This window comes from Collinsella sp. AF38-3AC, from assembly GCF_003474365.1.
Classification (GTDB): Bacteria; Actinomycetota; Coriobacteriia; order Coriobacteriales; family Coriobacteriaceae; genus Collinsella.
Map to the genome: position 1 here is coordinate 256093 of NZ_QROM01000002.1, position 22480 is coordinate 278572.

General features: G+C 56.7%; 23 protein-coding genes. 6 read left to right on the forward strand and 17 right to left on the reverse strand.

Annotated elements, in window-relative coordinates:
* Nucleotides 1-399 precede the first annotated feature (399 nt).
* The 7 genes from DW029_RS02530 to DW029_RS02560 form a co-directional block, all read right to left on the reverse strand.
* Nucleotides 400-1257 (reverse strand): HAD-IIB family hydrolase, encoded by an 858-nt coding sequence (locus DW029_RS02530; RefSeq protein ID WP_118345213.1) that lies wholly within the window; start codon nucleotides 1255-1257, stop codon nucleotides 400-402.
* A gap of 114 nt (nucleotides 1258-1371) precedes the next feature.
* Nucleotides 1372-2694 carry an MFS transporter gene (locus DW029_RS02535; protein WP_118345182.1) on the reverse strand — a complete coding sequence of 441 codons (1323 nt, stop codon included), beginning with the start codon at nucleotides 2692-2694 and terminating at the stop codon, nucleotides 1372-1374.
* A gap of 41 nt (nucleotides 2695-2735) precedes the next feature.
* Nucleotides 2736-3398 (reverse strand): TetR/AcrR family transcriptional regulator, encoded by a 663-nt coding sequence (locus tag DW029_RS02540; RefSeq protein ID WP_158564843.1) that lies wholly within the window; start codon nucleotides 3396-3398, stop codon nucleotides 2736-2738.
* 74 nt (nucleotides 3399-3472) lie between these two features.
* Nucleotides 3473-3811, reverse strand: a complete 339-nt coding sequence (locus DW029_RS02545; protein ID WP_117734256.1) for a P-II family nitrogen regulator — start codon at nucleotides 3809-3811, stop codon at nucleotides 3473-3475.
* A gap of 191 nt (nucleotides 3812-4002) precedes the next feature.
* Nucleotides 4003-5280: an ammonium transporter gene (locus tag DW029_RS02550; RefSeq protein ID WP_118345214.1), complete on the reverse strand. Its 1278-nt coding sequence runs from the start codon at nucleotides 5278-5280 to the stop codon at nucleotides 4003-4005.
* A 198-nt stretch (nucleotides 5281-5478) separates the two neighbouring features.
* Nucleotides 5479-6498, reverse strand: a complete 1020-nt coding sequence (locus DW029_RS02555) for a putative ABC transporter permease (protein WP_233539417.1) — start codon at nucleotides 6496-6498, stop codon at nucleotides 5479-5481.
* Between the two features lie 3 nt (nucleotides 6499-6501).
* The gene (locus DW029_RS02560) at nucleotides 6502-7059 is read right to left on the reverse strand and encodes an HD domain-containing protein (RefSeq protein ID WP_118345183.1); all 558 of its coding nucleotides are present in this window, start codon (nucleotides 7057-7059) and stop codon (nucleotides 6502-6504) included.
* 228 nt (nucleotides 7060-7287) lie between these two features.
* On the opposite strand from DW029_RS02560, the gene DW029_RS02565 reads away from it, so the two are divergent.
* From DW029_RS02565 to DW029_RS02590, 6 genes are all read left to right on the forward strand, one after another.
* The gene (locus DW029_RS02565; protein ID WP_118345184.1) at nucleotides 7288-9069 is read left to right on the forward strand and encodes a 1-deoxy-D-xylulose-5-phosphate synthase; all 1782 of its coding nucleotides are present in this window, start codon (nucleotides 7288-7290) and stop codon (nucleotides 9067-9069) included.
* A 549-nt stretch (nucleotides 9070-9618) separates the two neighbouring features.
* Entirely contained in the window at nucleotides 9619-10614 is a 996-nt protein-coding gene (locus tag DW029_RS02570) for a glutamate ABC transporter substrate-binding protein (RefSeq protein WP_117734253.1), read from the forward strand.
* 138 nt (nucleotides 10615-10752) lie between these two features.
* Complete coding sequence (locus tag DW029_RS02575; RefSeq protein WP_006234894.1) at nucleotides 10753-11412, forward strand: amino acid ABC transporter permease; 660 nt, start codon at nucleotides 10753-10755, stop codon at nucleotides 11410-11412.
* Nucleotides 11409-12242: an amino acid ABC transporter permease gene (locus DW029_RS02580; protein ID WP_117794073.1), complete on the forward strand. Its 834-nt coding sequence runs from the start codon at nucleotides 11409-11411 to the stop codon at nucleotides 12240-12242. The genes DW029_RS02575 and DW029_RS02580 overlap by 4 nt, the downstream gene beginning before the upstream one ends.
* A 36-nt stretch (nucleotides 12243-12278) precedes the next feature.
* Entirely contained in the window at nucleotides 12279-13043 is a 765-nt protein-coding gene (locus DW029_RS02585) for an amino acid ABC transporter ATP-binding protein (protein WP_118345185.1), read from the forward strand.
* 88 nt (nucleotides 13044-13131) lie between these two features.
* Nucleotides 13132-13941: a gamma-glutamyl-gamma-aminobutyrate hydrolase family protein gene (locus tag DW029_RS02590; RefSeq protein ID WP_118345186.1), complete on the forward strand. Its 810-nt coding sequence runs from the start codon at nucleotides 13132-13134 to the stop codon at nucleotides 13939-13941.
* 98 nt (nucleotides 13942-14039) lie between these two features.
* On the opposite strand, the gene DW029_RS02595 is transcribed toward DW029_RS02590, so the two are convergent.
* The 10 genes from DW029_RS02595 to DW029_RS02640 all read right to left on the reverse strand — a co-directional run bounded on the left by DW029_RS02595 (nucleotide 14040) and on the right by DW029_RS02640 (nucleotide 22478).
* Nucleotides 14040-15659 (reverse strand): ABC transporter ATP-binding protein, encoded by a 1620-nt coding sequence (locus tag DW029_RS02595; RefSeq protein ID WP_118345187.1) that lies wholly within the window; start codon nucleotides 15657-15659, stop codon nucleotides 14040-14042.
* Entirely contained in the window at nucleotides 15652-16944 is a 1293-nt protein-coding gene (locus tag DW029_RS02600; protein ID WP_118345188.1) for a radical SAM/SPASM domain-containing protein, read from the reverse strand. Before DW029_RS02600 ends, DW029_RS02595 begins: the two co-directional genes overlap by 8 nt.
* A gap of 21 nt (nucleotides 16945-16965) precedes the next feature.
* The gene (locus DW029_RS02605) at nucleotides 16966-17784 is read right to left on the reverse strand and encodes a hypothetical protein (protein ID WP_117794077.1); all 819 of its coding nucleotides are present in this window, start codon (nucleotides 17782-17784) and stop codon (nucleotides 16966-16968) included.
* Nucleotides 17768-18592 carry a hypothetical protein gene (locus DW029_RS02610; RefSeq protein ID WP_118345189.1) on the reverse strand — a complete coding sequence of 275 codons (825 nt, stop codon included), beginning with the start codon at nucleotides 18590-18592 and terminating at the stop codon, nucleotides 17768-17770. Before DW029_RS02610 ends, DW029_RS02605 begins: the two co-directional genes overlap by 17 nt.
* A complete protein-coding gene (locus tag DW029_RS02615; protein ID WP_118345190.1) occupies nucleotides 18589-19314 on the reverse strand; it encodes an ABC transporter ATP-binding protein in 726 nt (241 codons plus the stop codon). Before DW029_RS02615 ends, DW029_RS02610 begins: the two co-directional genes overlap by 4 nt.
* Before the next feature lie 342 nt (nucleotides 19315-19656).
* Entirely contained in the window at nucleotides 19657-19986 is a 330-nt protein-coding gene (locus DW029_RS02620; RefSeq protein ID WP_118345191.1) for a helix-turn-helix transcriptional regulator, read from the reverse strand.
* An 8-nt stretch (nucleotides 19987-19994) separates the two neighbouring features.
* Nucleotides 19995-20555: a hypothetical protein gene (locus DW029_RS02625; RefSeq protein WP_117794081.1), complete on the reverse strand. Its 561-nt coding sequence runs from the start codon at nucleotides 20553-20555 to the stop codon at nucleotides 19995-19997.
* A gap of 230 nt (nucleotides 20556-20785) precedes the next feature.
* Nucleotides 20786-21142: an Hpt domain-containing protein gene (locus DW029_RS02630; RefSeq protein ID WP_118345192.1), complete on the reverse strand. Its 357-nt coding sequence runs from the start codon at nucleotides 21140-21142 to the stop codon at nucleotides 20786-20788.
* A 23-nt stretch (nucleotides 21143-21165) separates the two neighbouring features.
* Complete coding sequence (locus DW029_RS02635) at nucleotides 21166-22089, reverse strand: HD-GYP domain-containing protein (protein ID WP_199582457.1); 924 nt, start codon at nucleotides 22087-22089, stop codon at nucleotides 21166-21168.
* Nucleotides 22059-22478 carry a hypothetical protein gene (locus DW029_RS02640; protein WP_233543776.1) on the reverse strand — a complete coding sequence of 140 codons (420 nt, stop codon included), beginning with the start codon at nucleotides 22476-22478 and terminating at the stop codon, nucleotides 22059-22061. Before DW029_RS02640 ends, DW029_RS02635 begins: the two co-directional genes overlap by 31 nt.
* Nucleotides 22479-22480: the final 2 nt, after the last annotated feature.

A 22480-nucleotide genomic window follows, 5' to 3' on the forward strand; every position in this document is an offset into this window, starting at 1 on the left:
CAAAGCGCAGTTAGATATGCGAATGTTTGTTCGCATATCTAAAGATCGGAGCTCGGGTATGGCGAAGGAACAGTTCCTTTGCCATACCCGAGCTTGTCGCCGAACTGCTACCTACATTTTTCAAGTTATTCGGCCACGCTGCTGGTTCTGTATAAATGCACCGCCGGGATTATCTGAGAGTTTTTGTCCTTATTTGAGCGCATACATGCCCATTTGCTCACTTACGTCACCGAATCAAACACCATTAGAGGTGTGAATGTTCCTGAGAGGGCATCTTTAGCCATTTAACGACCTCCGACAGGCCGAATAACTCGAAATTTGTTGGTGGCGAAAGCGTAACAGCCCTATACGCCAAAAGCCGGCATCTCCCATGTAACAGAGGGGCTGTCCCTTTGTCCCTTATTCAATGATAGTGTGGGAGTTTTGTTTGCGCATGGTGGCGAGCATGTGTTTGGGGACGGCGTGGACCATGCAGCCGCCGATGGTCGCGCTAGCGGCGGCCTTAGCTGCATCGCTAGCGTTTTTGGTCGCGTAGCTGTGGCGGAAACGCTTGAGCATAGCGATATCATTGCCGCCGTCGCCGTAAACCGCAACCTCGTCCTCGGCAATACCGTAGTAGTCCGCCAGCCAGGCCACGCTCTCGCCCTTGTTGCACGCCACGTCCGTAATCTCGAACATCACTGGATCGAACGGTGCGTTGACCACGCGGTCCGAGCGCTCGGCAAGATAGGCCTTAAGGTCGCGCTCCAGCTCGGGCGAGGTCACGCGGCAGTTGATCTTGCACACATCGTGGCGCAGGATGTCACCGATCGACTGGTCAAAATACTGTTCCTCGTGATACCCGCCACGCGCACGCATACCGCGCATCACGATGCGCTTGATAGGACTGTCCTTTTTAAAGCCCGCCTGGTGCATCTCGAACGAGCCGCTCGAGAACATGCCATCGGGCGTGGAGCAATCAAAGCAAATGTCCGGAAACTCCTTGAGCAGCTCCTCGGTAATCTGCGGATCGATAGTCCAGGTCTTGAGCACCCCTCCATGGCTGTCGCGCACGATGGAGCCGTTAGAGCAGCAGGCGTCAAGCGCCAGCCCCGTAAAGCCATGCTCGCCGATTGGCAACGTCGAGCGTCCGGTCGCGGGAACCACGTGCAAGCCAGCCTCGATCAGCTCGCGAATGGCACGGCGGATGGTCCCGTCTGCCTCGTGCAGGGCGTTCAGCAGCGTTCCGTCTAAGTCACTCGCAAACATCTTGATCATGGGCATGCCTCTCCTTCGTCTGCAAGATATTGTAGACGAGAACGGGCGTACCCAAACAATGCCGTCCCGGCGCAGCGTACCACCGCCTCCACAAATTCACGGTGCCCCAGCATGTTAAGACAATCGCCACAAGCGACTTTTCAGCCGATAAAACAGCGCCGTCGTCAACGTCAGCACCGCCAACATTCCTGCGAATACAATCGCCGGAGTCCATCGATCATATGCGAGCCCGTAAACCAATTGGCCAATAGGCGTTGCGCAGGAAAGGACCGTGTAAACGACCGAAAGCACTTTTCCGCAGAGCTCAGTCGGCGCTGCCCGCTGAACAAACGCGATGATTTCAACCGACGCAATGGCTGCCCACACCATGACCCATGCCGAACCAACCGTAAACACGGTGAACACGCATACATCTGCGCCGAACAGTAGCGTAACAAAAATCGGTTCGACTCCTAAACAGATCATCGCAACATATCGACATATGCCATTGAAAGAAAACCGATACGGCCAGATGCCGACCAAGCCACTGCCGGCAAGACCACCCAAGCCCATAGCAACCTCAACTATCCCAACGCAGGACGATTGCATGCCGAGATGCTTTGTAACAATAATGGGAGCGCCAATCGTTAGCCCAACCAACGCAAGGTTCAAAACGGCCGCAAGCAAAATCACAGCGACCAATGATGCATTTTGCAACAGATACCGAATCGACTCCCGAAAACCGTTTCGGCATGTCGTACGAGTCGCGCAGTCTCCCATCGTTTCAGATGAGGCATTTTGCTTGAGTGCGCCCCCAAACAGCAGGGCTGAAATCGCAAACGTCACCGACGCGGTCGCGCAAAGAGCATCGATACCAAAACACCCATAGACTGCCGTCCCGACCACAGGGCCCAAGATATTGCTCGCCATGGTCATCTGCGAAACCAATGCAGTGGCCCACTCAACCTTCTCTTCACCCGCCATGCGCACCGTCTCAATTTGGAGCATTGGCTTTAGCAGCGATTGAACGCCATATTGAACACAAAGTATCGCTACTACGACGACCGCAAGAGGCAACGAGCGCTTCATGGGGATAGACAGCAGCGATGCAGTCATCAGAGCAATGCCGAGGGCCACGAGGACCTCGCGATGTCTTCCCCTATCCGCCAAGATTCCGCCAGCCGGAGCTGCGAGTACGCCGGGTATGAACGCTATCGCCACAACGGCGCCATATAACGTTGACGATCCACTGTAATCGAACAAGTAAAGCGGATACGCAAAGCACAGCGCCGACAGCATCGAATACGTGCACAGCTGCGCAACAAGAAGCTCCGTGAGCCTAATTGACCGCACTATTTTTGGTTCCAACAAGACGCTGACGTCTCTCAGTCCAGCCATAAGCCTACCCCCTATACATACCGCTAGTATGTATTTATCGACTTGAAAAAGGGCAGCCATGGCTACCCTCACAAATCAATTACATACCGTTGGTATCTATATTACCACCCGGCGCGGTCCCATACGTCCCAAATCTGCGCCGTTGTCTGAAGCACTTCATTACCCAAATCGAGCCCCACCGCGGCAGCCATCTGCGCCAAACATTGTGCGCGAGCGAGCATTCGCTCCTTGGGCTCGAGCGGACGGAACAATGGCAGCAGCCAAAGATTCGCCAACAACGATACGGCCTCTGCCGCTTCGCGCGGGCATTCGCACGCAATGGAGCCGTCGGCGATGCCCTCCTCGATCACTGGCAAGAAACAGCCATCGGCCGCATCGTCAAATGAGCCCTGGTACTGCATCGCCAGTAGACGCGAGCTTTTTACCGGATCTGCCGCAGGATGTATGCGTGCCCATAGTTCAATTTGCGGAACGACGGACTCGGGAGCGTAAAGCCTTTTTAGCTTTTGGGCGCCGGTCATATTACCGACGCCAAGCATCGAGCGGCGGTGCTCAACAATCGGAGTCATCGCCCGATCAAACGCGGCGTTGAAAATCTCCTCTTTGCTCTTGAAGTGATGATAGACAGCGCCCTTGGTCATGCCGTCGAGACGGTCAACGATATCTTGAATACTCGTTCCCTCATAACCCTGTGCGCAGAATAGCTCCAGCGCCGCGTCGAGAATCTTCGCGACCGTCTCCTCGGGATATTTATTACGACCCATAATCCGCCCATCCGCAACGCAAGCCTTATGCCTCATTGCAGTATTTTAACGTTGCGGATAGCAGACGGTCGGCTCTACACCGCGGCGGGGCCGTGTTCGCCGGTGCGGATGCGGATAACTTCTTCGACCGGCTCGACCCAAATCTTGCCGTCGCCGACGGCACCGGTGCGAGCGGCGTTGCAGATGATTTCAACGATACCGTCGACATGCTCATCAGCGCAGATGAGGGTGAACTGCACCTTAGGAATCGTGTTGACGAGCAACTCGTTGCCGCGCACGTATTCCTTCCAGCCATGTTGCGCGCCGCAGCCCTGCACCTGGTTGATGGTCATGCCGCGAACATCGGCAGCAAACAGTGCGTCTTTGAGAACCTCAAGCTTCTCAGCACGAACAATCGCCGTAATCTTCTTCATAGTGAATTCCTCTCTTCAATAAAAGAAATGAATTGCCATTCAATGAGGCGGGTTTCCCAGGTGCCGCAGATTGGGTTGAAAGAGGAGCGCCGCGTACTTTTGTACGCAAGCGACGGTTTGAAACCCAAGGTGCGGTGCCTGGGGAAGCCGCGCGACGATTGAACGGCAAGGTGCGGAGCCTGGGGAAGCTGCTAATCGAGTCCGGAGAAAGAAGGATATGCGCTCTCGCCGTGCTGGCTCGCATCCAGGCCCAGCGCCTCGTCGGCCTCGTCCACACGCAGGCTGCCGTGGAACAGTGCCTTGACCACTGCGGCGATCACCACGTCGAGCACCAGCACGATAACGACCGTCACTACAATGCCCAGGACCTGCGAGACAAGCAGCGACGCGTCGCCCGTATAGAACAGGCCGCCTTTACCGGTCCACGAGAGTTCCGGCACGCAAAACAGACCCGTGAGCACGCCGCCCAAAATGCCGCCGATGCCATGGCAGCCAAACGCATCAAGCGCGTCGTCGTAGCCGAACCTCGTCTTAAGATGGCTGATAGCCAGATAGCAGACAGGAGACACGATCAAGCCCATGACCAGCGCCGCCCATGGCTCGACAAAGCCCGCACCCGGCGTGACCACCACAAGGCCCGCGACCAGACCGGTGCTGGCACCCACCAGCGTGGGACGACCGGTATGCACGCGCTCGACGGCGAGCCACGAGACCATACCCGCCGCGCTGGCCGTCACGGTGTTGAGGATAGCAAGCGCCGCAACGGCATCGGCCTTAAACTCGCTGCCGCCGTTAAAGCCAAACCAACCAAACCAAAGCAGGCCGGCGCCGAGCGCCACAAACGGCACGTTATGCGGGCGATAGCTCACCATGCCAAAACCGCGACGACGGCCGAGCATTAAGCAGAGGATCAGGCCGGTAAGACCAGACGAAATGTGCACCACGTCGCCGCCGGCAAAGTCGAGCGCGCCGATGATGTCGCCGATAAAAGAGCCATCGCCGCCCCAGACCATGTGGGCGAGGGGCGCATAGACCACGAGCAGCCAAATGCCCAGGAAAGCCGTCATGGCGCCAAACTTAACGCGGCCGGCCAGGCTGCCCGTAACGATAGCGGCCGTGATCATGGCAAACGCCATCTGAAAGGTGATGTTGATGATCTGGGGGTAGACGGCGCCGTCCGCGACGTTGCCCTCGGCCGCCTGCAGCACCTGGTTGAGCACCGGCAGGCACAGCAGCTGGTCAAGGCCCCCCATAAACGGACTCGAGCCGTCGCCGCCGTAGGCCAGCGACCAGCCGGCAACAATCCACAGCACACCGACCAGGCCAATGGCGCCAAAGCACATAAGCATGGTGTTAATGACATTTTTGCGCCTGGACAGGCCGCCATAGAAAAACGCCAGACCCGGTGTCATTAAAAACACGAGCATGGTGCAGATGAGCATAAACGTTGTCGATCCCGTATCGTACATTCGCTCCCCCTTGGTCGCATGAACGTTGTCGGCGCCCATAATGCGGCCGAGGGACAACTGGTGTAGACCAGATACGGCGTTGTTAAACGCGGCGTTGTCGAATGGAAACGGCGCCGCAATCTTGGAAACGGCGCGGCAACGGACGCGAAACGAACGGGAAATACGCAAGCAAGGGAGCCGTGAGCGCATCCGTCCCGGCTAGCGCCGGAACAGCTCGCGGGCTCGGTCGCGAAGGTCGGTGGCTCGGATGACGCCCTCGTAGCGGTTGATGCGCAAGCGCGGGAAGGCATTGAAGAAGCGCAGGTCGCGTCGGCTGAGCGACACGCTTGGCACCGGACGGCTCATGCGCTTGCCGGCAAGGCGACGACTGAGCGACGGACGCGGCATGCTCGGCGCGGCACCGGCCACGCGGCGGGCGGCAAGCGCCAGGCCGCGAGCACCATCCGCGATAAACGTCGGCATCGAAGCCTTCTCGCGCAGGGCATCGAGCGCGGCGTCACCCAGCTCGGCCAGCCACGCGTTAACGGCACGGCTACGAATGTGCGTCTGTGCCACCGAGTCAATCGTAGAATCGGGAATACGTTCGAGCATTGAATCCGAGGCATCAGCAAGCGACTCATTGATGCGGTCGGCAAGGTCGGCCCGGACGCGCTCCAGCTGATCAGACAGGCGCCGCCAGCTCGCCAACGAGCACACCGCGTCGACCATCATCGCGACCGCGACGATAAAGGCGGACAGCCGCACAATCAGCACCGGCAGATGGCCGAGCAGCCCCAGCAATGCCGGCTCCACTAAGCGGCAAATACACAACGCACCCAAGCCAAACGCGCAGGCCCAGTACAGACAGATGCGTCCGTGCAAGTTAAACGGCAGGTGCGAGTAATCCCAAAAGCGCGCGCCTGTTGTTTTTTCCAACAGCACACCCACGCTGTACTCAATCACGCTGCATACGAGCGCTGCAGCGACAAACTGGCTCGACGCGTCAGGAATTCCGCGCAACAGCAGCCAGCAGGCAATGCCGCCCGCGCCATAGATGGGGCAGCACGGCCCCAGCAAAAAGCCACTGTTGGCAAATCGTCCGTGGTTGAGCATGGCGCAGACTGTCGACTCCCACACCCAGCCGCAAAAACCGTAGAAGGCAAACGAGAGCACCAGCGCCGAGAGCGGACAGGCGGCAAGCGTCGCGCCGTCAAATGCCATGTCGATCGCGGTCCCCACCGTCTACCCTCTCCTCTTTTCGCTCGAATCTTTGCTCGAGCCGTCACTCGAGCCCTCGTTCAAATCGTTCGCGCCGCCTTTGCGCGGCAGACGGCCGGCGACCGTCTCGCACAGAGCGCACCATTTATCGGCCAGGCACACAATCCATGCCTCGCGACACGTCGGTGGAACCGGTACCAGCGGAAACATATGGCGCACGATGATATTCCGCTCGCGCGGCGTCAGCTCAAAATCCTCTTCGGCACGCGCCAGGGCAAAAAATGGATGCCGAAATCCGTGCAGTCGATGGCTCGGGTCGGGGTCATGCCAATCGTAGAGAAAGTAGTCGTGTAACAGGGCTCCGCGCAGCAGCGAGGCACGGTCGACCGAAATGCCAGCACGGCCAAGGCGCTCGGCAAAAGACAGGCTCGCCCGCGCCACCGAGGTCACATGTGCATAAACCGTCACGTCACCATGCTGAATAAACTCGTGCGTCAGGCCCAAGCGGCCCGCCTGGGCCAGCTGACGGGCGGCATCGTCGACCTCGCGCGCGATGCTCTTGGCACGAACGGTATCGGACATGCGGCCTCCTTCCAGCGAATCACGGCGACAAGCCACAGCCTGTGCACAATCGATAGAAACATCATGGAACACATCAGTATGGCATCGGACAAAACGTTTTGCCCCGCCAGTTGGCGAATTACCGCGCCGCCGTCACATATCAAACGCCAAAATGTGCGAGACTGTCTTGTGCAGTTGTGCCGGCCGAGGGAGCGCCGGCGCTCGATTCGCATGGAGTAACCCACAACGATGCTGCTTACGCAAACGACAACGCCCGAGGACGTCAAGGCTCTTAATCGCGCCGAGCTCCCGCAGCTCTGCGGCGAGATTCGCCACGCCATCCTCGAAAGCTCCGCCGCCGTCGGCGGGCACGTTGCCCCCAACCTGGGCGTCGTTGAGCTCACGGTTGCGCTTCATCGCGTGTTTAACTCCCCCATCGACAAGATTGTCTTTGATGTTTCGCACCAGACCTACGCCCACAAGGCGCTGACTGGGCGCGCGTACACTTATATCGATCCGGAGCGTTATGGTGAGGCTTCTGGCTTTGCCAATCCCGACGAGTCCGAGCACGACCTGTTCGCCATGGGCCACACCTCCACGTCGGTGAGCCTGGGCTGCGGCCTGGCGCACGCTCGTGACCTAGCGGGCGATGCGTACAACGTCATCACCATCATTGGCGACGGCTCGCTTTCGGGCGGCCTGGCGTTTGAGGGCTTTAACAATGCCGCCGAACTCGATAGCAACCTGATCATCATCGTCAACGATAACGACCAGTCCATTGCCGAAAACCACGGCGGCCTGTATCGCAATCTGGCCGAGCTGCGCGCCAGCAACGGCACCTGTGAGCGCAACGTTTTCCGCGCGATGGGACTCGACTACCGCTATCTGGATGCCGGTAACGATGTGTTGGCCCTGGTCGACACGCTGCAGGAGCTGCGCGATATCGATCATCCCATCGTGCTGCACGTCTCCACCGCCAAGGGCAAGGGCTTTGAGCCAGCCCAGAACGACCCCGAGCGCTGGCACCACGTGGGTCCGTTTGACATGGCAACTGGACGCAAGCTCTGCCCGGGCCATCCGAGCGAGCCTGCGCCGCGCACCTATGCCGACATTACGGGCGAGGCGCTCAGCGCCGCCATCGAGCACGATCCGCAGGTCGTGGGCATCACGGCCGCCACGCCCTACATCATGGGCTTTACACCCGAGCTTCGCGCTACCGCCGGCAAGCAGTTCGTCGATGTGGGCATTGCCGAGGAGCATGCCGTAACCTTTGCCACCGCGCTTGCGCGCTCGGGCGCCAAGCCAGTCTTTGGTGTGTACGGCACGTTTTTGCAGCGCGCCTACGACGAGCTGTGGCACGACCTGTGCCTCAACGACGCCCCGGCAACCATCCTGGTGTTTGGCGCCTCGATCTTTGGCACCACGTCCGAGACGCATCTTTCGTTCTTCGATATTTCCATGCTGGGCGGTCTTCCCAATATGCGTTACCTGGCGCCTTCCTGCATGGAGGAATACCTGTCCATGCTGAGTTGGTCGCTCGATCACCGCGAGCATCCCGTGGCGATTCGCGTGCCGGGCATTGGCCTGGTAAGCCGTCCCGATCTGGCGCCCGCCGAAGACGCCGACTACAGCGCCGTTCGCTACAACATGGTGCGCCAGGGCCGCGATGTGGCCGTGCTCGCGCTTGGCGATTTCTTTGAGCTGGGCGAGCGCGTGGCAAACCGCCTGGCCGCCGAGTATGGCATCGAGGCGACGCTCGTCAACCCGCGCTTCGCAACCGAACTCGACCGCGAGTTCCTCGACAGCCTTGCCGCCAAGCATCGCGTTGTCGTCACCCTCGAGGACGGAATCTTGGACGGCGGCTGGGGCGAACGCGTGGCATGTTATTTGGCCTGTACGCCGCTGCGCACGCGCACCTTTGGCATCGCCAAGGGCTTCCCCGACCGCTACGATCCCAACGAGCTACTCGCGCAGAACGGCATGACGGTCGAGAACATGGCAGCCGAGGCCGTAAGGCTGCTCAACGAGTAAGAAAACCTCCGCAAGGGAAGCACCCCTGCGGAGGTTTTTATTTCCCCCAACTCAATTATCTCGATCTGTAACATCTAGGACCCGAATTCCTGTCTAACTGTTACAGGTCGAGACAAACCGTCTTTGCCCCTGACCTTTGTCTCAATCTGTAACAGATAGAGACCTTTTGGCCGTCTAACTGTTACAGGCCGAGACAAAACAGCGGGGCAGGCCGCCACATCTGCAAGAACCACCACAAAGGTGCCTGTCCCCTTTGTGGTGGTTTTAGGTCATGGTCGATGCGAAGAATGAATAACCGTTCATACGCGATCTCCTTACTTATATAACGACCACCATGAGCGACCGCGCCGCCCACAAGGCGGCGTCTCAGCTGCAATAACCGACGTTTTCCCAGATAAAACCTGCCAAAATAAACCTGTCCCTATTTGGTAGGTAGAATAACCTATAAGGTAAGTATGTTTCTGAGTTATTTCGTGTTGACCCATTTGAGCGCAATAGGGTATAACTCTACTCAACCGCTAGGGATTTTATTGAGAAAGGTGTTCTACCATGAGCAAGAACCTCTCCCAGCAGGTCGTTCTCGACCGCCGCGGCTTTGTTGCCGCCACCTTCGCAACCGTCGCCGGCCTTGGTCTTGCCGGCTGCTCCGACACCAGCGCCGAGGCCGACAAGGGTTCCGCCGCCGGCTCTTCCAAGAGCTCCGAAAATACCGAGGCTTCCACCACGCTCGACGCCAAGGCATTCGACAAGCTCGTCAACGACGGCCCCAAGGCCGATGACGACGCCATCGCCGCCAGCACCTGGGCCACGGCCGTCAAGGATGCCGGTGTCTTTAAGATCGGTGGCGTTCAGACCTCCACGCTCTTCTCCCTCCTCAACGAGAAGGACGGTCAGACCCGCGGCTTCGACGCCGGTATCGCACAGCTTCTGTCCAACTACATTCTGGGCGAGAACAAGGTCGAGATCACCCAGGTGACCTCGGACACGCGTGAGTCCGTCCTGCAGAACGGCCAGGTCGACGCCGTCTTTGCCACCTACACCATCACCGACGAGCGCAAGAAGCTCATCTCCTTTGCCGGTCCCTACTACTACACCCAGCAGGCCATCCTGGTGCTCGCCGACAACGACGACATCAAGAGCGTCGATGACCTGGCCGACAAGAACGTCGCCGTCCAGTCCGGCTCCAACGGCCCTGCCATCCTAGAGGAGTTCGCTCCCAAGGCCAGCCAGCAGGAGTTCAAGACCGACGAGGAGGCCCGCCAGGCACTCCAGCAAGGTCGCGTTGACGCCTACGTCATCGACAACAACATGCAGCAAAGCGCCCTGGTCCGCGAGCCCGGTAAGTACAAGATCGCCGGCAAGCCCTTCGGCAGCAAGGAGCCCTATGGCATCGGTCTGCCGCTCGATTCCGACGGCGTCGCCTTTGTCAACGACTTCCTTAAGAAAATCGAGGACGACGGCACCTGGACCGAGCTGTGGCAGATCTGCATCGGAGACCGCACGGGCGACACCAATGTTCCCGAGCTGCCCGAGATCGGCGCCTAGGCAACGCGCCTAGTAACGGCCGCAACGAAACCATACGGAAACGCACGGTGCGCTTTATTGCGCTAAACTGTTTCTTCACTGAGTTGTCGGGGCTTCCGTACACACGGGAGCCCCTTTCCTTATCGGCAGGAGGTCCGCATGAGTCTCTCCGAGCTCTGGTCGCTCTATGGCCAGAACTACATTGACGCGCTGCTAGCAACCTGGGGCATGACGCTTGAGTCGTTTGCCATCGCCATGGTGCTGGCCGTCGCCGTCACTGTGATGCGCGTGTCGCCGCTCAAGCCGCTGCGCGTCTTTGGCGACCTGTATGTCCAGGTCTTCCGTAACATACCCGGCATCGCGCTGCTCATCATCGTCGTCTATGCGCTGCCGCCGCTCAAGGTCGTCCTGCCCTACCGCACCTGCGTTATCGTCGCCACGGTGTTGCTGGGCTCGGCCTTTGGCTCCGAGAACTTTATGAGTGGCATCAACACCGTCGGCGTCGGTCAGGTAGAAGCCGCCCGCTCGCTGGGCATGAGCTTCAACCGCATCCTCGCCAAGATCGTGATCCCGCAGGCACTGCGCTCGAGCGTGCTGCCCATGACGAACCTCTTTATCGCCGTCATGCTCACCACGGCGCTCGGCAGTCAGGTGCCGCTTAAACCCCAGGAACTCACCGGCGTGGTGAGCTATATCAACACGCGCTCGCTCGGCGGCGTCGCCGCTTTCTTTATCTCGGCACTCGGCTACCTGGGCACGGCCTTTGTGGTGAGCCACATTGGCAACTACATCGATAAGAAGGTGAGGATCCTCCGATGAGCAAGCACTCCTCCCCCGCGCTCACCATGCGCGATGCGCTCTACGAGGCTCCCGGCCCCAAGATGCGCGCCAAGATTCGCATCGGCACCGCCATCTCGCTTGTTGCTGTCACCGCGCTCGCCGTCCTGGTACTGCAGCGCTTTTATGTGACCGGTCAGCTTTCGGTCCACTATTGGTATTTCTTTACGCACCTCACCACCTGGAAGTTCCTGCTTGCCGGCTTTGAGGGCACCGTTAAGGTCGCACTCACCGCCGGCGCCATCGCGCTGGTGCTGGGTCTTGCCCTTATGCTCGGTCGCACCAGCGACATTAAGCCGCTGCAGCTGGTCTGCCGCGTGCTCACCGATTTCTTCCGCGGCGTGCCGAGCCTGCTGTTCATCTACTTCTTCTTTTTGGTGCTGCCCCAGTACAAGATTGCGCTGCCGTCGTTTTGGATGCTCACACTTCCCGTCGCGCTCGCCGCAGCCGGCGTACTGGCCGAGATCTTCCGTGCCGGCGTTAACGCCGTGCCGCGCGGCCAGGTCGAGGCTGCCCAGGCGCTCGGTCTCTCCAAAGCTAAAATCACCTTTAAAATCGTGCTGCCGCAGGCTATTCGATTTATCATCCCGTCGTTGATTTCACAGCTTGTGGTCGTCGTCAAAGACACCACCGTCGCCTATGTGGTGAGCTACCCCGACCTCATGCAAAATGCCCGCGTGCTCATTACCAACTACGATGCACTCGTATCGGTTTACCTGGTGATCGCGGTCATCTATATCCTCATCAACGTCGCGATCAACAAGGCCGCTGTCTACGTTTCGCACAAGACCGGCGCGACCATCATCCGCTAACGATTTACCATTTCGAGTCATAAGGAGCCGAGCATCATGGCACAGAGCACTTCTACTACCGACAACCGGCCGTTGATTGAGCTCAGGCACGTCGATAAGCACTATGGCGATCTGCACGTCCTCGACGACATCAACCTCTCGGTCGACCGCGGCGAGGTCGTCGTGGTGATCGGTCCCTCGGGCTCGGGCAAGTCGACCATGTGCCGAACCATCAACCGCCTGGAAACCATCGACTCGGGCGAGATCCTCATCGAGGGCGAGCCCCTGCCGCAGGAAGGCAAGGACCTTGCCCGCATGCGCGCCGAGCTGGGCATGGTGTTTCAGCAGTTCAACCTGTTCGCACATATGACGGTGCTGCAAAACGTCATGCTGGGACCGGTCGACGTGCTGGGCATCTCCAAGGACGAGGCCCGCGAGCGCGCCATGGACCTGCTGAGCCGCGTAGGCGTGGCCGAGCAGGCCGATAAGGTGCCCGCACAGCTCTCGGGCGGTCAGCAGCAGCGCGTCGCCATCGCCCGTTCGCTTGCCATGCAGCCCAAGGCCATGCTCTTCGACGAGCCCACGAGCGCCCTTGACCCCGAGATGATCAACGAGGTGCTCGAGGTCATGGTTCGCCTGGCCCAACAGGGCATGACGATGATCGTGATTACGCATGAGATGAACTTTGCCCGCCGCGTTGCCGACCGCGTCGTGTTTATGGCCGACGGTCAGATCGTGGAAACCGGCACGCCCGACGAGTTCTTCGACCACCCCCAGACCAAGCGCGCCCAGGACTTCCTCAACTCCATCAAGGGCCACTAACCCCATTGCCACGCGGGACTAATTCATCACCAGCGTTTGTCCCGCGTCACCCCTGTGCTATGTCCACCCGGATTTGAAAGCCACACCCATGATCGGAACTCGCACCTCATCGTCCTATACCCCGCACGTCGACGTTGCCCCCGCCGACCGTCCTCTCATCCTCGTCGCGCCGCGTTGGGAAGAGGCAAAGCCGTTTTTAAGCGAGATGCTCTCCCCCAACGAGGAAATCGCAAGCGTCTTTGTCGATGCCATCCTTGCCGCCGGTGGCCTGCCGCTGCAGATGTCTATTACCGAAGACATCGATGTTATCCGTCATTACGTGGAAATCGCCGACGGCATTGCCATTCCTGGCGGCCCGGACGTCAACCCCAAACGCTGGGGCGACGAGCGTCCTTACGACCCCACGCTGTGCTGCGAGATTCGCGACCGTTTTGAGTTTAAGCTGGTTAACGAGGTGCTTCGCGCCAAGAAGCCGCTCTTTACCACCTGCCGCGGCACGCAGTTGCTCAATGTCGCCACCGGCGGCACCCTGTGCATGGACGTGCCGAGCCTGGGCGCGCGCGAGGGCCGCACGCAGTGGCGCCATACCCATGTGCTCAACGACCCCGTGCACCCTGTCGAAGTCGTTCCGGGCTCGCTGCTGGAGCGCGCGCTTGGCGGACGCAGGCTCATCCAGACCAACTCCGCACACCATTGCTGCGTCGACCGTCTGGGTAAAAGCACGCGCTTGGTCGCCAAGGCAACCGACGGCGTGCCCGAGTGCATCGAGGTCGAGGGCCAGCCGTTCTGCCTGGGCGTGCAATGGCATCCCGAGTACACCTGGCAGACGCTCGAGACCGACTTTAACCTGTGGAAGTCGTTTGTCGAGGCAGCGGCCAAGGTTAAGCAGGCCCGCTAGCTCGCGAACCACACAGGCTAAAGCCTTTCATGCCAGGGGGGCGGGCACCAGCTACAGTGCCCGCCCCCTGAATTTGATATGCTAGGCCCACTAACCCGTCAGGCAATTTCAATCACCTCATCGCATGCCGAAATAAGCACAGGGTCGTGCGTAGCGATGACCGTGATATGTCGCCCCTTTCTTTCCTTAAGGATTTCGATAAACGCCTGCTTGCTTTGACTGTCAAGTGCAGATGTCGGCTCATCAAACATCATCACGTCCGGGTTTTTCAGCAGCTGGCGAATTATCGCTATTTTTTGCTTCTCCCCTCCTGAAATGTTGTTCTGCTTATCGTCCAGCTCGACATCAAGTCCACCACTTGAATCGACCATCTTTTTAAGCCCCATTCTCTCAATGAGGCTCTCAAGGTCACACTCTTCAGTGCTTCTGCAGCAAAGAGTTAAATTGTCCCGTATCGACCCCTCGGTCAGGGGCGGCTCCTGCTCAGTAATCCCGATATTGCGCTTCCGCAGCGCATAGCGGTCCAGAGAGCTCAGAGGCTTGTCATTAATCCAAATATCACCCTTGCAGTTTTCTGGATCGCAACCGCTTATCACATCCAGCAGCGTACTCTTACCGGAACCGTTCGGCCCAACGATTCCGTATACCTTTCCTTTTTCCAAAGAAGCTCGAATGTCTCTGAACGCGGTTTTTTCAGACTCAGGATAGCTATACGCCAGCTCGGAACAGCTCACCTCGAAAACATCGGCGAGGATAATGGCCCCGTTTGAGTCCTCTGGCATGTCCAGCAAGCGCCGTAAACGCTCGTAGGATACTTTTGACGTTTGATAGTCCTTGCCCAGCGCAAGGAAGAATTCAATAGCCGAAGAATAATAGGAGTAATAGCTAAGCGCCGTCATAAGATAGCCGGGCAGCAAATTGCCGTCGAGAACTTCCTTTGCGCCCAGGATCAAGATTCCACCCTGTGCCAAAGATGTGACGACAGTGTTGGCAAATGTAAAGGTCGCATTAATTTGCTGGTTCTGATAAACGCAACGATATAGCTCTGCAAAAGAGTGCTCAAGCCTTTGCTTGAAAACCTCGAATAGAACATGTCTGCGGATAAATTGTGCGTTGCTAAGCTGCTTCTCCAGATCGGAAAAGAATCGAGCCTCCTGCTCTTGAGCCTCGAAACTTCTTGCGAACAAACACTTTTTGAAAAGCGAATAGACCGCGCCACCTATTATGCCAAGAGCCATACACAGCATTGCCAGGTGACCGTTTATGGTCGCCAGGACAACAAACACCACAAGCAACGTCACTATATTGCTCACGCTTTGGACACTTGCGTTTATAACAAATATCACCAAATCGTTAGCGTCATGATTAATCTGTTGGTTGTAATATGAGGCATCAAAATTAGAAAAGAAGACCCGTGGTAGCCTTTGAACGTGACTTATCACCTCTTCATTCAATGCAAATCCCACATGTGTTTGCAGATCGACATAGACCAGCTCACTGACGCAATTCAAACCAGCTCGCACAATACCCAGCGCTGCTATCTCAGCGCCGATGGCGATTGCGCTTTCCCCATCTCGCGCGACACCGACAAAGTTGTTGACCAGTTGTCCCGTCAGAAAAGGAATTGCGAGACCAACCACAAGAGAGAGCAGGCACATTAGAAGATAGGTTATATACTTTGGATTCTTAATTATTGTTCTTGCGCAGAGATTAAACATGAGCTGAATCCAGTTCCGAAAGCAATCGCTGAGCCTTCTCGGTCAAAATCATTCGTTGGCGCACCTGATACCTTTGAGATACGCACTGTTTTGACCCTCCATGAAGAGCGTGATTAGGGCAACCTCCCATGCATGAGGGATAGGCAAAACACTCTTCACACTCATGATCGCTCGGCTCATAGTTTAGCCATTGGACCAGCTGAGCATTCATCCTCGGCCCTTCGGCAAGCGTGCCGACGCGGCGTTCACGCATCCCGATTTCGTCCCAACATTTATAAAGATAGCCCTCCGGATCCACTACAAACGACCCTGCACAAACGGCGCCACATATAGCCGGATTAAAGCGCACCGTCAGGTCAACGTAGAACCCCCTATCAACTGCATGACTATAAAAGTCCAGCTCTTCCTGAGAAAACGCCTCCATCGAAAAACAACTACTGTCACTTGGGCACGTATCGTTAATATTGTCGACAGGCGCCAGATAGAATCCAACCTTGTTTTTAAGGCCCTTTTCCTCGAGTGCATCCAGCAAATCGCCAGCACCGACAATGTTATGGGCATCGACATTGCACCTGATGGAAATATCCAACAGATGCGTGACTTTAGAAACGTTGTCTAGAATCGCATCGTACGTCGGCTGTCCGTTCCGCAAGAACCGCCGAGAATCGTGGTCCTTTCGAGACCCGTCCAAGGTTATTTGAGCCATCTTGACGTCACAAGCCGCGAGAGTCTCGGCCACTTCTGGCGTCAGAAGATATCCATTTGTAACGATGGATGCCGAATAGGAGCACTCTGGATTAAGGATCGCCTTTATACGCTCTGTAAGCCGCTGAATTCTATCGACTTGCAGCAACGGCTCTCCACCATACCAACCGATCTCAAGCTCGCTCAGCCCCCGTGAACGCTCCTTTACGAATGAGACAAGCCGGTCTTCAACCTCCGGAGTCATTGTCGTTTTGCGTTGTCCTTTTTCATAACAGTATGGGCAACAGAAGTTGCACTCCAATGTCGGGGCTATCGTCATGCCTAGAGAGCGATTGGAAAATCGAGCAAGATGGCCCATCGCCTTCATTTCCTCTTTTTCGTCACGATCATCTTCTAACAGCATTCCTCCTTGAAGCAACGCTTCGCGCAATTCATCTGGCTCACATTCGGTTCCCGATACCATGCGGCACATACTTTCTGCATGTTGTTTATCCAACGAAAGGATTGCGCCAGTCTTTGAATTCATCACCAGCGTTCTTTCGCTGTGGTTTTCAATCAAGTTGTATTGAGACGGCTTCATATGATTATCCCTCACAAACAATCAAAGAAATTTCGACCGTAATCGGTCGACGGTAAAGCAAATGGCAAAAACGCTTGCTACGTTTATTAGGCAGTCAATTAAAATCGAGATGCATTGACCATTCCCCAACGGGGTCACGCCGCAAATCCACATGAGCATCGAGGCTGGAAGCGGAAGCATGGAATTGGCCCCGAGCTGTATGTAGATCGCTACGACGTTGACAAGTAACAGCATGCCAATCGGACCGAAGCCGGACCCAAAATAGGAAACAACGATTACGCAAGAAACCACGCATGCAAGGCAGGCAGCGGCAGCAAGAACAAGTCGATAGCAAAATACATACAGGTTGAAATACTGCTGAGCATCCAAAACGATCGCGCAGTTAAGACAGTACAAAACGACACTCGACAGGATAAACGCGCCCAAAAGGGCAAAAGAAGACAGCACCACTCGCGCAACGATAGCGCACGCCCGCTTCCCTCCTCGTGCCTCCGAGAGCCCCCATGGTTCCTCGACAAAGCCCGAGCTGACAAAGCGCGGCACAATGCAAGCCGCGATGAACGGAAAGAACAATGCATGAGCCAACGGGGCTACGTTGAACAGCAGACCGCGAAAAACCTCTGCATTACCAAATAGAACGACATCCTCTGCCGATAGCCGAAGCGTCGGGTCTGGGAAAAAGCCCAAGAAACTGTTCTCACGGAGGCTACAGAACCACATCGGGAAAGAATTAAGCTGCAATACCACCATGTACGCATAAATTATCAGAATTAAGGCGTATGCCCATTTGCTCACATGCTTCAATTCTGACTGGAGAAGTCTTTTAATCTGACGAGCCATTGAGCACACCCCCAGCGCGAAAGCTCAAGAGAGCGTAAATCAATACCGATAGACAGCTGGCTGCCACGCCATATCCCAGAAGCGTCAGCTGCCCCATATCGCTATACCCAAGGGCACATCCGACTCCAAGGTACGGCCCCGGAAGAAAGAAGATCCATCGCAAGGACGGTATGGGCGTCTGAAGGTAAGTTCCGTAGAGCGTCAAGCTCATGACAAATCCGATTATTACCACAGCCCCGCTCAATACGGCGCTGCTTGTAATCCGATAGATGGTCACCGTCTCCAACGCAATCGATATCACCAACACGGCGTTAATCATCATTGCGGGCAAAAATGCAGCCAGCATGCTATGCGCATAGTTTTGCCCTCCACGTGTTATCGCTATTGCAAACAGAAGAAGGCAAAGCGCACTATATGCTGCGCCGATTATTAAAGCAGACGAAAGTGCATGTGCCAGAGCCCCATAAAAGCGGTTGAGACCTCTTGCCAAAGAAATTCGGCAGCCCTCTTCATAGCCACGCTCCTGTAGAATTACCAGGCAAACGATGAGCGGCACAAACAGAGATGTGCCGGCAAAAGCGCTGCGCACAAGGGACTCATCGGGTGCAGAAGGATCGATTACATTCCAGCAGAAGCCAATATCCTCCCCAAAAACGCTATTGCCAGAGGCGAGCAACGTTGTTCCGTTTTTTAGAAAGATGCCGAAGAGAAGGCCGAACGCCAGCATAAGCGCAAGGCCAAACTTCGCCGGAAATATCCTGTACAAACGCATTATATCTGCTTTTATGGGATGGATCGCCCGCTTCATAGCGAGACCGCCTTCATCAAGCGCCTATAATACTCTTTTAGGGACGACGCCTCATCCCTTATGACGTCCATCGATTCCTTTTTTAGCAGTTCGCCGTCATGAATAAACAGGCAGCTTGTTGCAACCGATGCCAACTCATCCAAATCATGACTAGAGATGAGCATGGTCTTACCCTGTTCTCGATTCAATCGACCGATAAGGGCCCATATACTCTCGATGCCCAACGGATCCAATCCATTTGCCGGCTCATCGAAAATTAGTACGTCGGTGTCGCCCAATAAAGCCGTAGCTATATCCAGTCGCCGTTTCATTCCCAGAGAAAAACTGCTCACGCTCTTTTTCTCATCGACGTCCAGCCCGACTAGGCCCAAGACGCGAGGAACCTCACGTTTCTCATCGAGCCCCCATTCCGTACATCGGATCCGAAGATTCTCAGCCGCACTGAGGGATTGGTATGCTCCGCTGGAATCTGGCACATAGCCGACACGCGTCCGCATCAGGCTCAGCTCTTTTTTCGACTTGCCTCCAAAGAGCTCCACGCTCCCCGACGATTGCTCACAGAGGCCCAGCACTATTTTAATAAGCGTGCTTTTGCCCGACCCGTTTGCACCAACAAGGGCGCAAAGCTCAGACTGATCCACCTCGAAGGAAACGTCATGCAACACACGCCGTTTTCCATAGCGCTTTGACACCTTTGATAGCTTTATCGCTGATGCGCTCATTGACCTCCCGTTCTGCTTGATAATAAAACCGCTGCTGCCAGACTGTCGCCTGGCAGCAGCCGCAACTGCTAGAGATTAACAAAACAGAAGTTTTTGCTGCAGTTATTGACGCAAGTGCGTGCTCCACAGAATGTCTTGCAGTAACCGTTACACCCACCACCGGGGTCCACATAACTCGGTTTAACAATCCAGCTCATATCGTTCCTCCCTTCTTTTATCGTTCGTTCTTGTTGTTATTGTTTGCCGATAACTTATATTTGTCAAGATAATTAATAAACAAAGAACCCATGTTAGACACGGGTTCCGTTACACTGATATTTCGTTATAGTTGTTCGCTTTATGCTACTCGTCGCTCAAATCTACAGCGAAGACTGATGTCGGAAGCGACGCCTCACAGCCTCCACCGCCCCGCATCTGCCTCACGACATTTTTTGCGCGCTCGACGATAAGCTCCTCAAGCTCCTTCTCGCTCACGCGCCGAATAATATCTCCCGGTTGACAATCAAGTTCATCGCAGATATCGAGAAGCGTCTTAAGACGAATAGCTTTAATTTTTCCGTTTCTTAGCTTTGAAATATTGGCCGGGGTATGCCCCGTGGCGCGAATCAGATCAGCGCTGGTCTTTCCGGTCTTAAGCAGCTGCGTCTCAAGCTCAATGATGAGATAGCTCATGTTTCCTCCTACACAAGCTCGTCAGACTGCTCTTGGAGCAGCGAGGCATAGCTCCAGATCACCGAGACAAACAAACAGACAGCCGCGCCGATAAGCGACCCCGCGTCAAAGGCAACTCCCTGGCAAATCGCGATAACGAAGGAATGGGGCACGACGCAAAGCTCCAGGCCGCCAATGGTGAGATTGACCGATCCATAGGCACCAACAAGCGAAACCGCGGCGTTAACAGCAAAGGCAAGCGCGAGAACACGGATAAGCCGCACATGCGCCCTGGTAAAGGGCGATACGCCCCGCGAAATGTCACGGCTGATTCCGCACAAAACGACAAGCGAAATACCCATGACAAGCGCCATGCACAGTCCGCTTGGGATAACGATGCACCCGCCATTGAGAAGCGTCACAACACCGAAAGAATCGACAGAAGCAACGTTTGCAACCGCATACCAGATCACGTAAACAACCAACGCGGCAAAAGCGACGAGCATTCCCGCAGAAACGACCGTCATGCAAAAACCGAGCTTCCTGATATTTTCGCGCGCCTTGGCCATACGCTGAACGCTATTGGACATACACTCACCCTCGTCGACTCTATCGTTATCGGAATAGTTTATCGAACAACGATATGGATTGCATGTGGGAAGCTCAGCCGGTGCGTATAGGCCATTTACTAATCCGAAGGAGTGAGCGTGGATTTTAGGACACTTACCGAACGAGAGTGGATAATCTCCCACTTTGAGGCCACCACGGGGCCAAAAACGGGAGATTATCCACTCTCATAGTCATCAAAGCTCGGAAGCTCTTATTCTGCTGCCTCGCGTAAGGCCGACATCGTAGCCGCATATTGCTGCTGCAACGCATGCATCCCCTCGCGAGCACCGTCAACGGCATCGGCGCCGCGCAGCGCCTCGGTCACCACGACCGCCGGCTCGTACAGATTATCGAATCCCAGGTTCTGGCTCACGCCCTTGAGCGTGTGCGCTGCCATAAACGCACCTTCGGCGTCTCCTGCCGCCATGGCGGCCTCCAGCTTGTCCATGCTCTCGTCATCCAAAAACTTGAGGGCAAAGCGGGCAAGCATTTCCTCGCCCATCAGCCGAGCGCACGCGTCATCATAATTAGCGCCGATCTTCTTATACGCCTCACGCATGGAAATCATGGATTGAAACTCCTTTGGTCAAACTAAATCGTGGGAAACGCGACAACGTCGGCGGGGCGTGCCAACGTCTCGGCAATACGGTCTTGCACCTCGAGCAGACAGTCCAGCAGCAGCGGGTTAAAGGTGCCGCACTTACCGTCCAGGATCATCTGGATCGCCTCCTCGTGCGGGATGGCATCCTTGTACACGCGAACGCTCGCCAGCGCATCGTACACGTCGGCCACCGAGACCACCTGCGCGGCAATGGGAATCTCGTCGCCCTTAAGGCCGTCGGGATAACCCTTGCCGTCCCAGCGCTCGTGGTGCCAACGCGCAATCTGGTACGCATATTCCATAAGCGCATTGCCGGCGTGATGGCGGCCCAGCTCATGCAGCATGTCGGCGCCGATCGTGGTATGCGTCTTCATAATCTCGAACTCCTCGGGCGTGAGGCGCCCGGGCTTGTTGAGAATCGCATCGTCAATCGACATCTTGCCGATATCGTGCAGCGCTGAAGCCAGGGCAATCATGGAGCGCTCCTCGTTGTCGAGGGAGATGTTGTCGCTACGGTGGGCCAGGCAGCCGAGCAGTAGCTCGGTCAGCTTCTCGATGTTCGTAACGTGCCCGCCGCTCTCGCCATTGCGAAGCTCCATGACGCCGGCCATGATGTCGATGAGCATGCGGCTGTTCTTGACGCGCTCGTTGTACTGTTGGGACAGCAGGCTCGTCAGACGACGCTGTTTGGCGTACAGGCGGATGGTGTTGCTTACACGGCGGCGCACGACACGGGAGTCAAACGGGCGGTTGACATAGTCCGAAGCACCCAGCTCGTACGCGCGCAGCACCACATCGTCGGAATCTTCGCTCGAGATCATGATGACAGGCAGATTGTCAATAATCGACCGTCGCGACAGATCGCCCAACACCTCAAAGCCATTCATGCCCGGCATGACAATGTCCAGCAGCACGAGCGACAGCTCATCGCCACACCGGCCTGCATGCGGGCGCTGCGAAGCTTTTCCTCATAATATCGGCGATTGCGCACGCTCGTCAGCACGTCGGTGTAGACAAGGTCCTCCTCTGCGGCCTCCTGTTCATCAATCGGGCGCACCATCAGCAGGACGTGAAGCTCGCCCTCGACCTTCAGAGGGCGCAGGCGAGCGCGGTACTCGGTACCATCATTGAGCAGCCGTTCCGACACCTCATCGGAGCCTGCCAAGACCTCCAGACCTGACTGGCGCAGACAGGGACACCGATCGCCGGCGAGCAGGCAGTTGGGATCGCCCTTAATCTGGTCGGCCGACAGCAAACGCACCACGGGGTAGGGCCGAAGCCGCAGACGTTGGGTTTTGAGCACCC

Bases quoted from the DNA above. Each gene is read 5' to 3' on its own strand.
- DW029_RS02580 (WP_117794073.1), top strand. From the start codon at position 11,409: ATGAGCAAGCACTCCTCCCCCGCGCTCACCATGCGCGATGCGCTCTAC.
- DW029_RS02605 (WP_117794077.1), bottom strand. From the start codon at position 17,784: ATGGCTCGTCAGATTAAAAGACTTCTCCAGTCAGAATTGAAGCATGTG.
- DW029_RS02550 (WP_118345214.1), bottom strand. From the start codon at position 5,280: ATGTACGATACGGGATCGACAACGTTTATGCTCATCTGCACCATGCTC.
- DW029_RS02530 (WP_118345213.1), bottom strand. From the start codon at position 1,257: ATGATCAAGATGTTTGCGAGTGACTTAGACGGAACGCTGCTGAACGCC.
- DW029_RS02565 (WP_118345184.1), top strand. From the start codon at position 7,288: ATGCTGCTTACGCAAACGACAACGCCCGAGGACGTCAAGGCTCTTAAT.
- DW029_RS02620 (WP_118345191.1), bottom strand. From the start codon at position 19,986: ATGAGCTATCTCATCATTGAGCTTGAGACGCAGCTGCTTAAGACCGGA.
- DW029_RS02630 (WP_118345192.1), bottom strand. From the start codon at position 21,142: ATGATTTCCATGCGTGAGGCGTATAAGAAGATCGGCGCTAATTATGAT.
- DW029_RS02570 (WP_117734253.1), top strand. From the start codon at position 9,619: ATGAGCAAGAACCTCTCCCAGCAGGTCGTTCTCGACCGCCGCGGCTTT.
- DW029_RS02545 (WP_117734256.1), bottom strand. From the start codon at position 3,811: ATGAAGAAGATTACGGCGATTGTTCGTGCTGAGAAGCTTGAGGTTCTC.
- DW029_RS02590 (WP_118345186.1), top strand. From the start codon at position 13,132: ATGATCGGAACTCGCACCTCATCGTCCTATACCCCGCACGTCGACGTT.
- DW029_RS02560 (WP_118345183.1), bottom strand. From the start codon at position 7,059: ATGTCCGATACCGTTCGTGCCAAGAGCATCGCGCGCGAGGTCGACGAT.
- DW029_RS02535 (WP_118345182.1), bottom strand. From the start codon at position 2,694: ATGGCTGCCCTTTTTCAAGTCGATAAATACATACTAGCGGTATGTATA.
- DW029_RS02595 (WP_118345187.1), bottom strand. From the start codon at position 15,659: ATGTTTAATCTCTGCGCAAGAACAATAATTAAGAATCCAAAGTATATA.
- DW029_RS02615 (WP_118345190.1), bottom strand. From the start codon at position 19,314: ATGAGCGCATCAGCGATAAAGCTATCAAAGGTGTCAAAGCGCTATGGA.
- DW029_RS02610 (WP_118345189.1), bottom strand. From the start codon at position 18,592: ATGAAGCGGGCGATCCATCCCATAAAAGCAGATATAATGCGTTTGTAC.
- DW029_RS02540 (WP_158564843.1), bottom strand. From the start codon at position 3,398: ATGGGTCGTAATAAATATCCCGAGGAGACGGTCGCGAAGATTCTCGAC.
- DW029_RS02625 (WP_117794081.1), bottom strand. From the start codon at position 20,555: ATGTCCAATAGCGTTCAGCGTATGGCCAAGGCGCGCGAAAATATCAGG.
- DW029_RS02575 (WP_006234894.1), top strand. From the start codon at position 10,753: ATGAGTCTCTCCGAGCTCTGGTCGCTCTATGGCCAGAACTACATTGAC.
- DW029_RS02600 (WP_118345188.1), bottom strand. From the start codon at position 16,944: ATGAAGCCGTCTCAATACAACTTGATTGAAAACCACAGCGAAAGAACG.
- DW029_RS02585 (WP_118345185.1), top strand. From the start codon at position 12,279: ATGGCACAGAGCACTTCTACTACCGACAACCGGCCGTTGATTGAGCTC.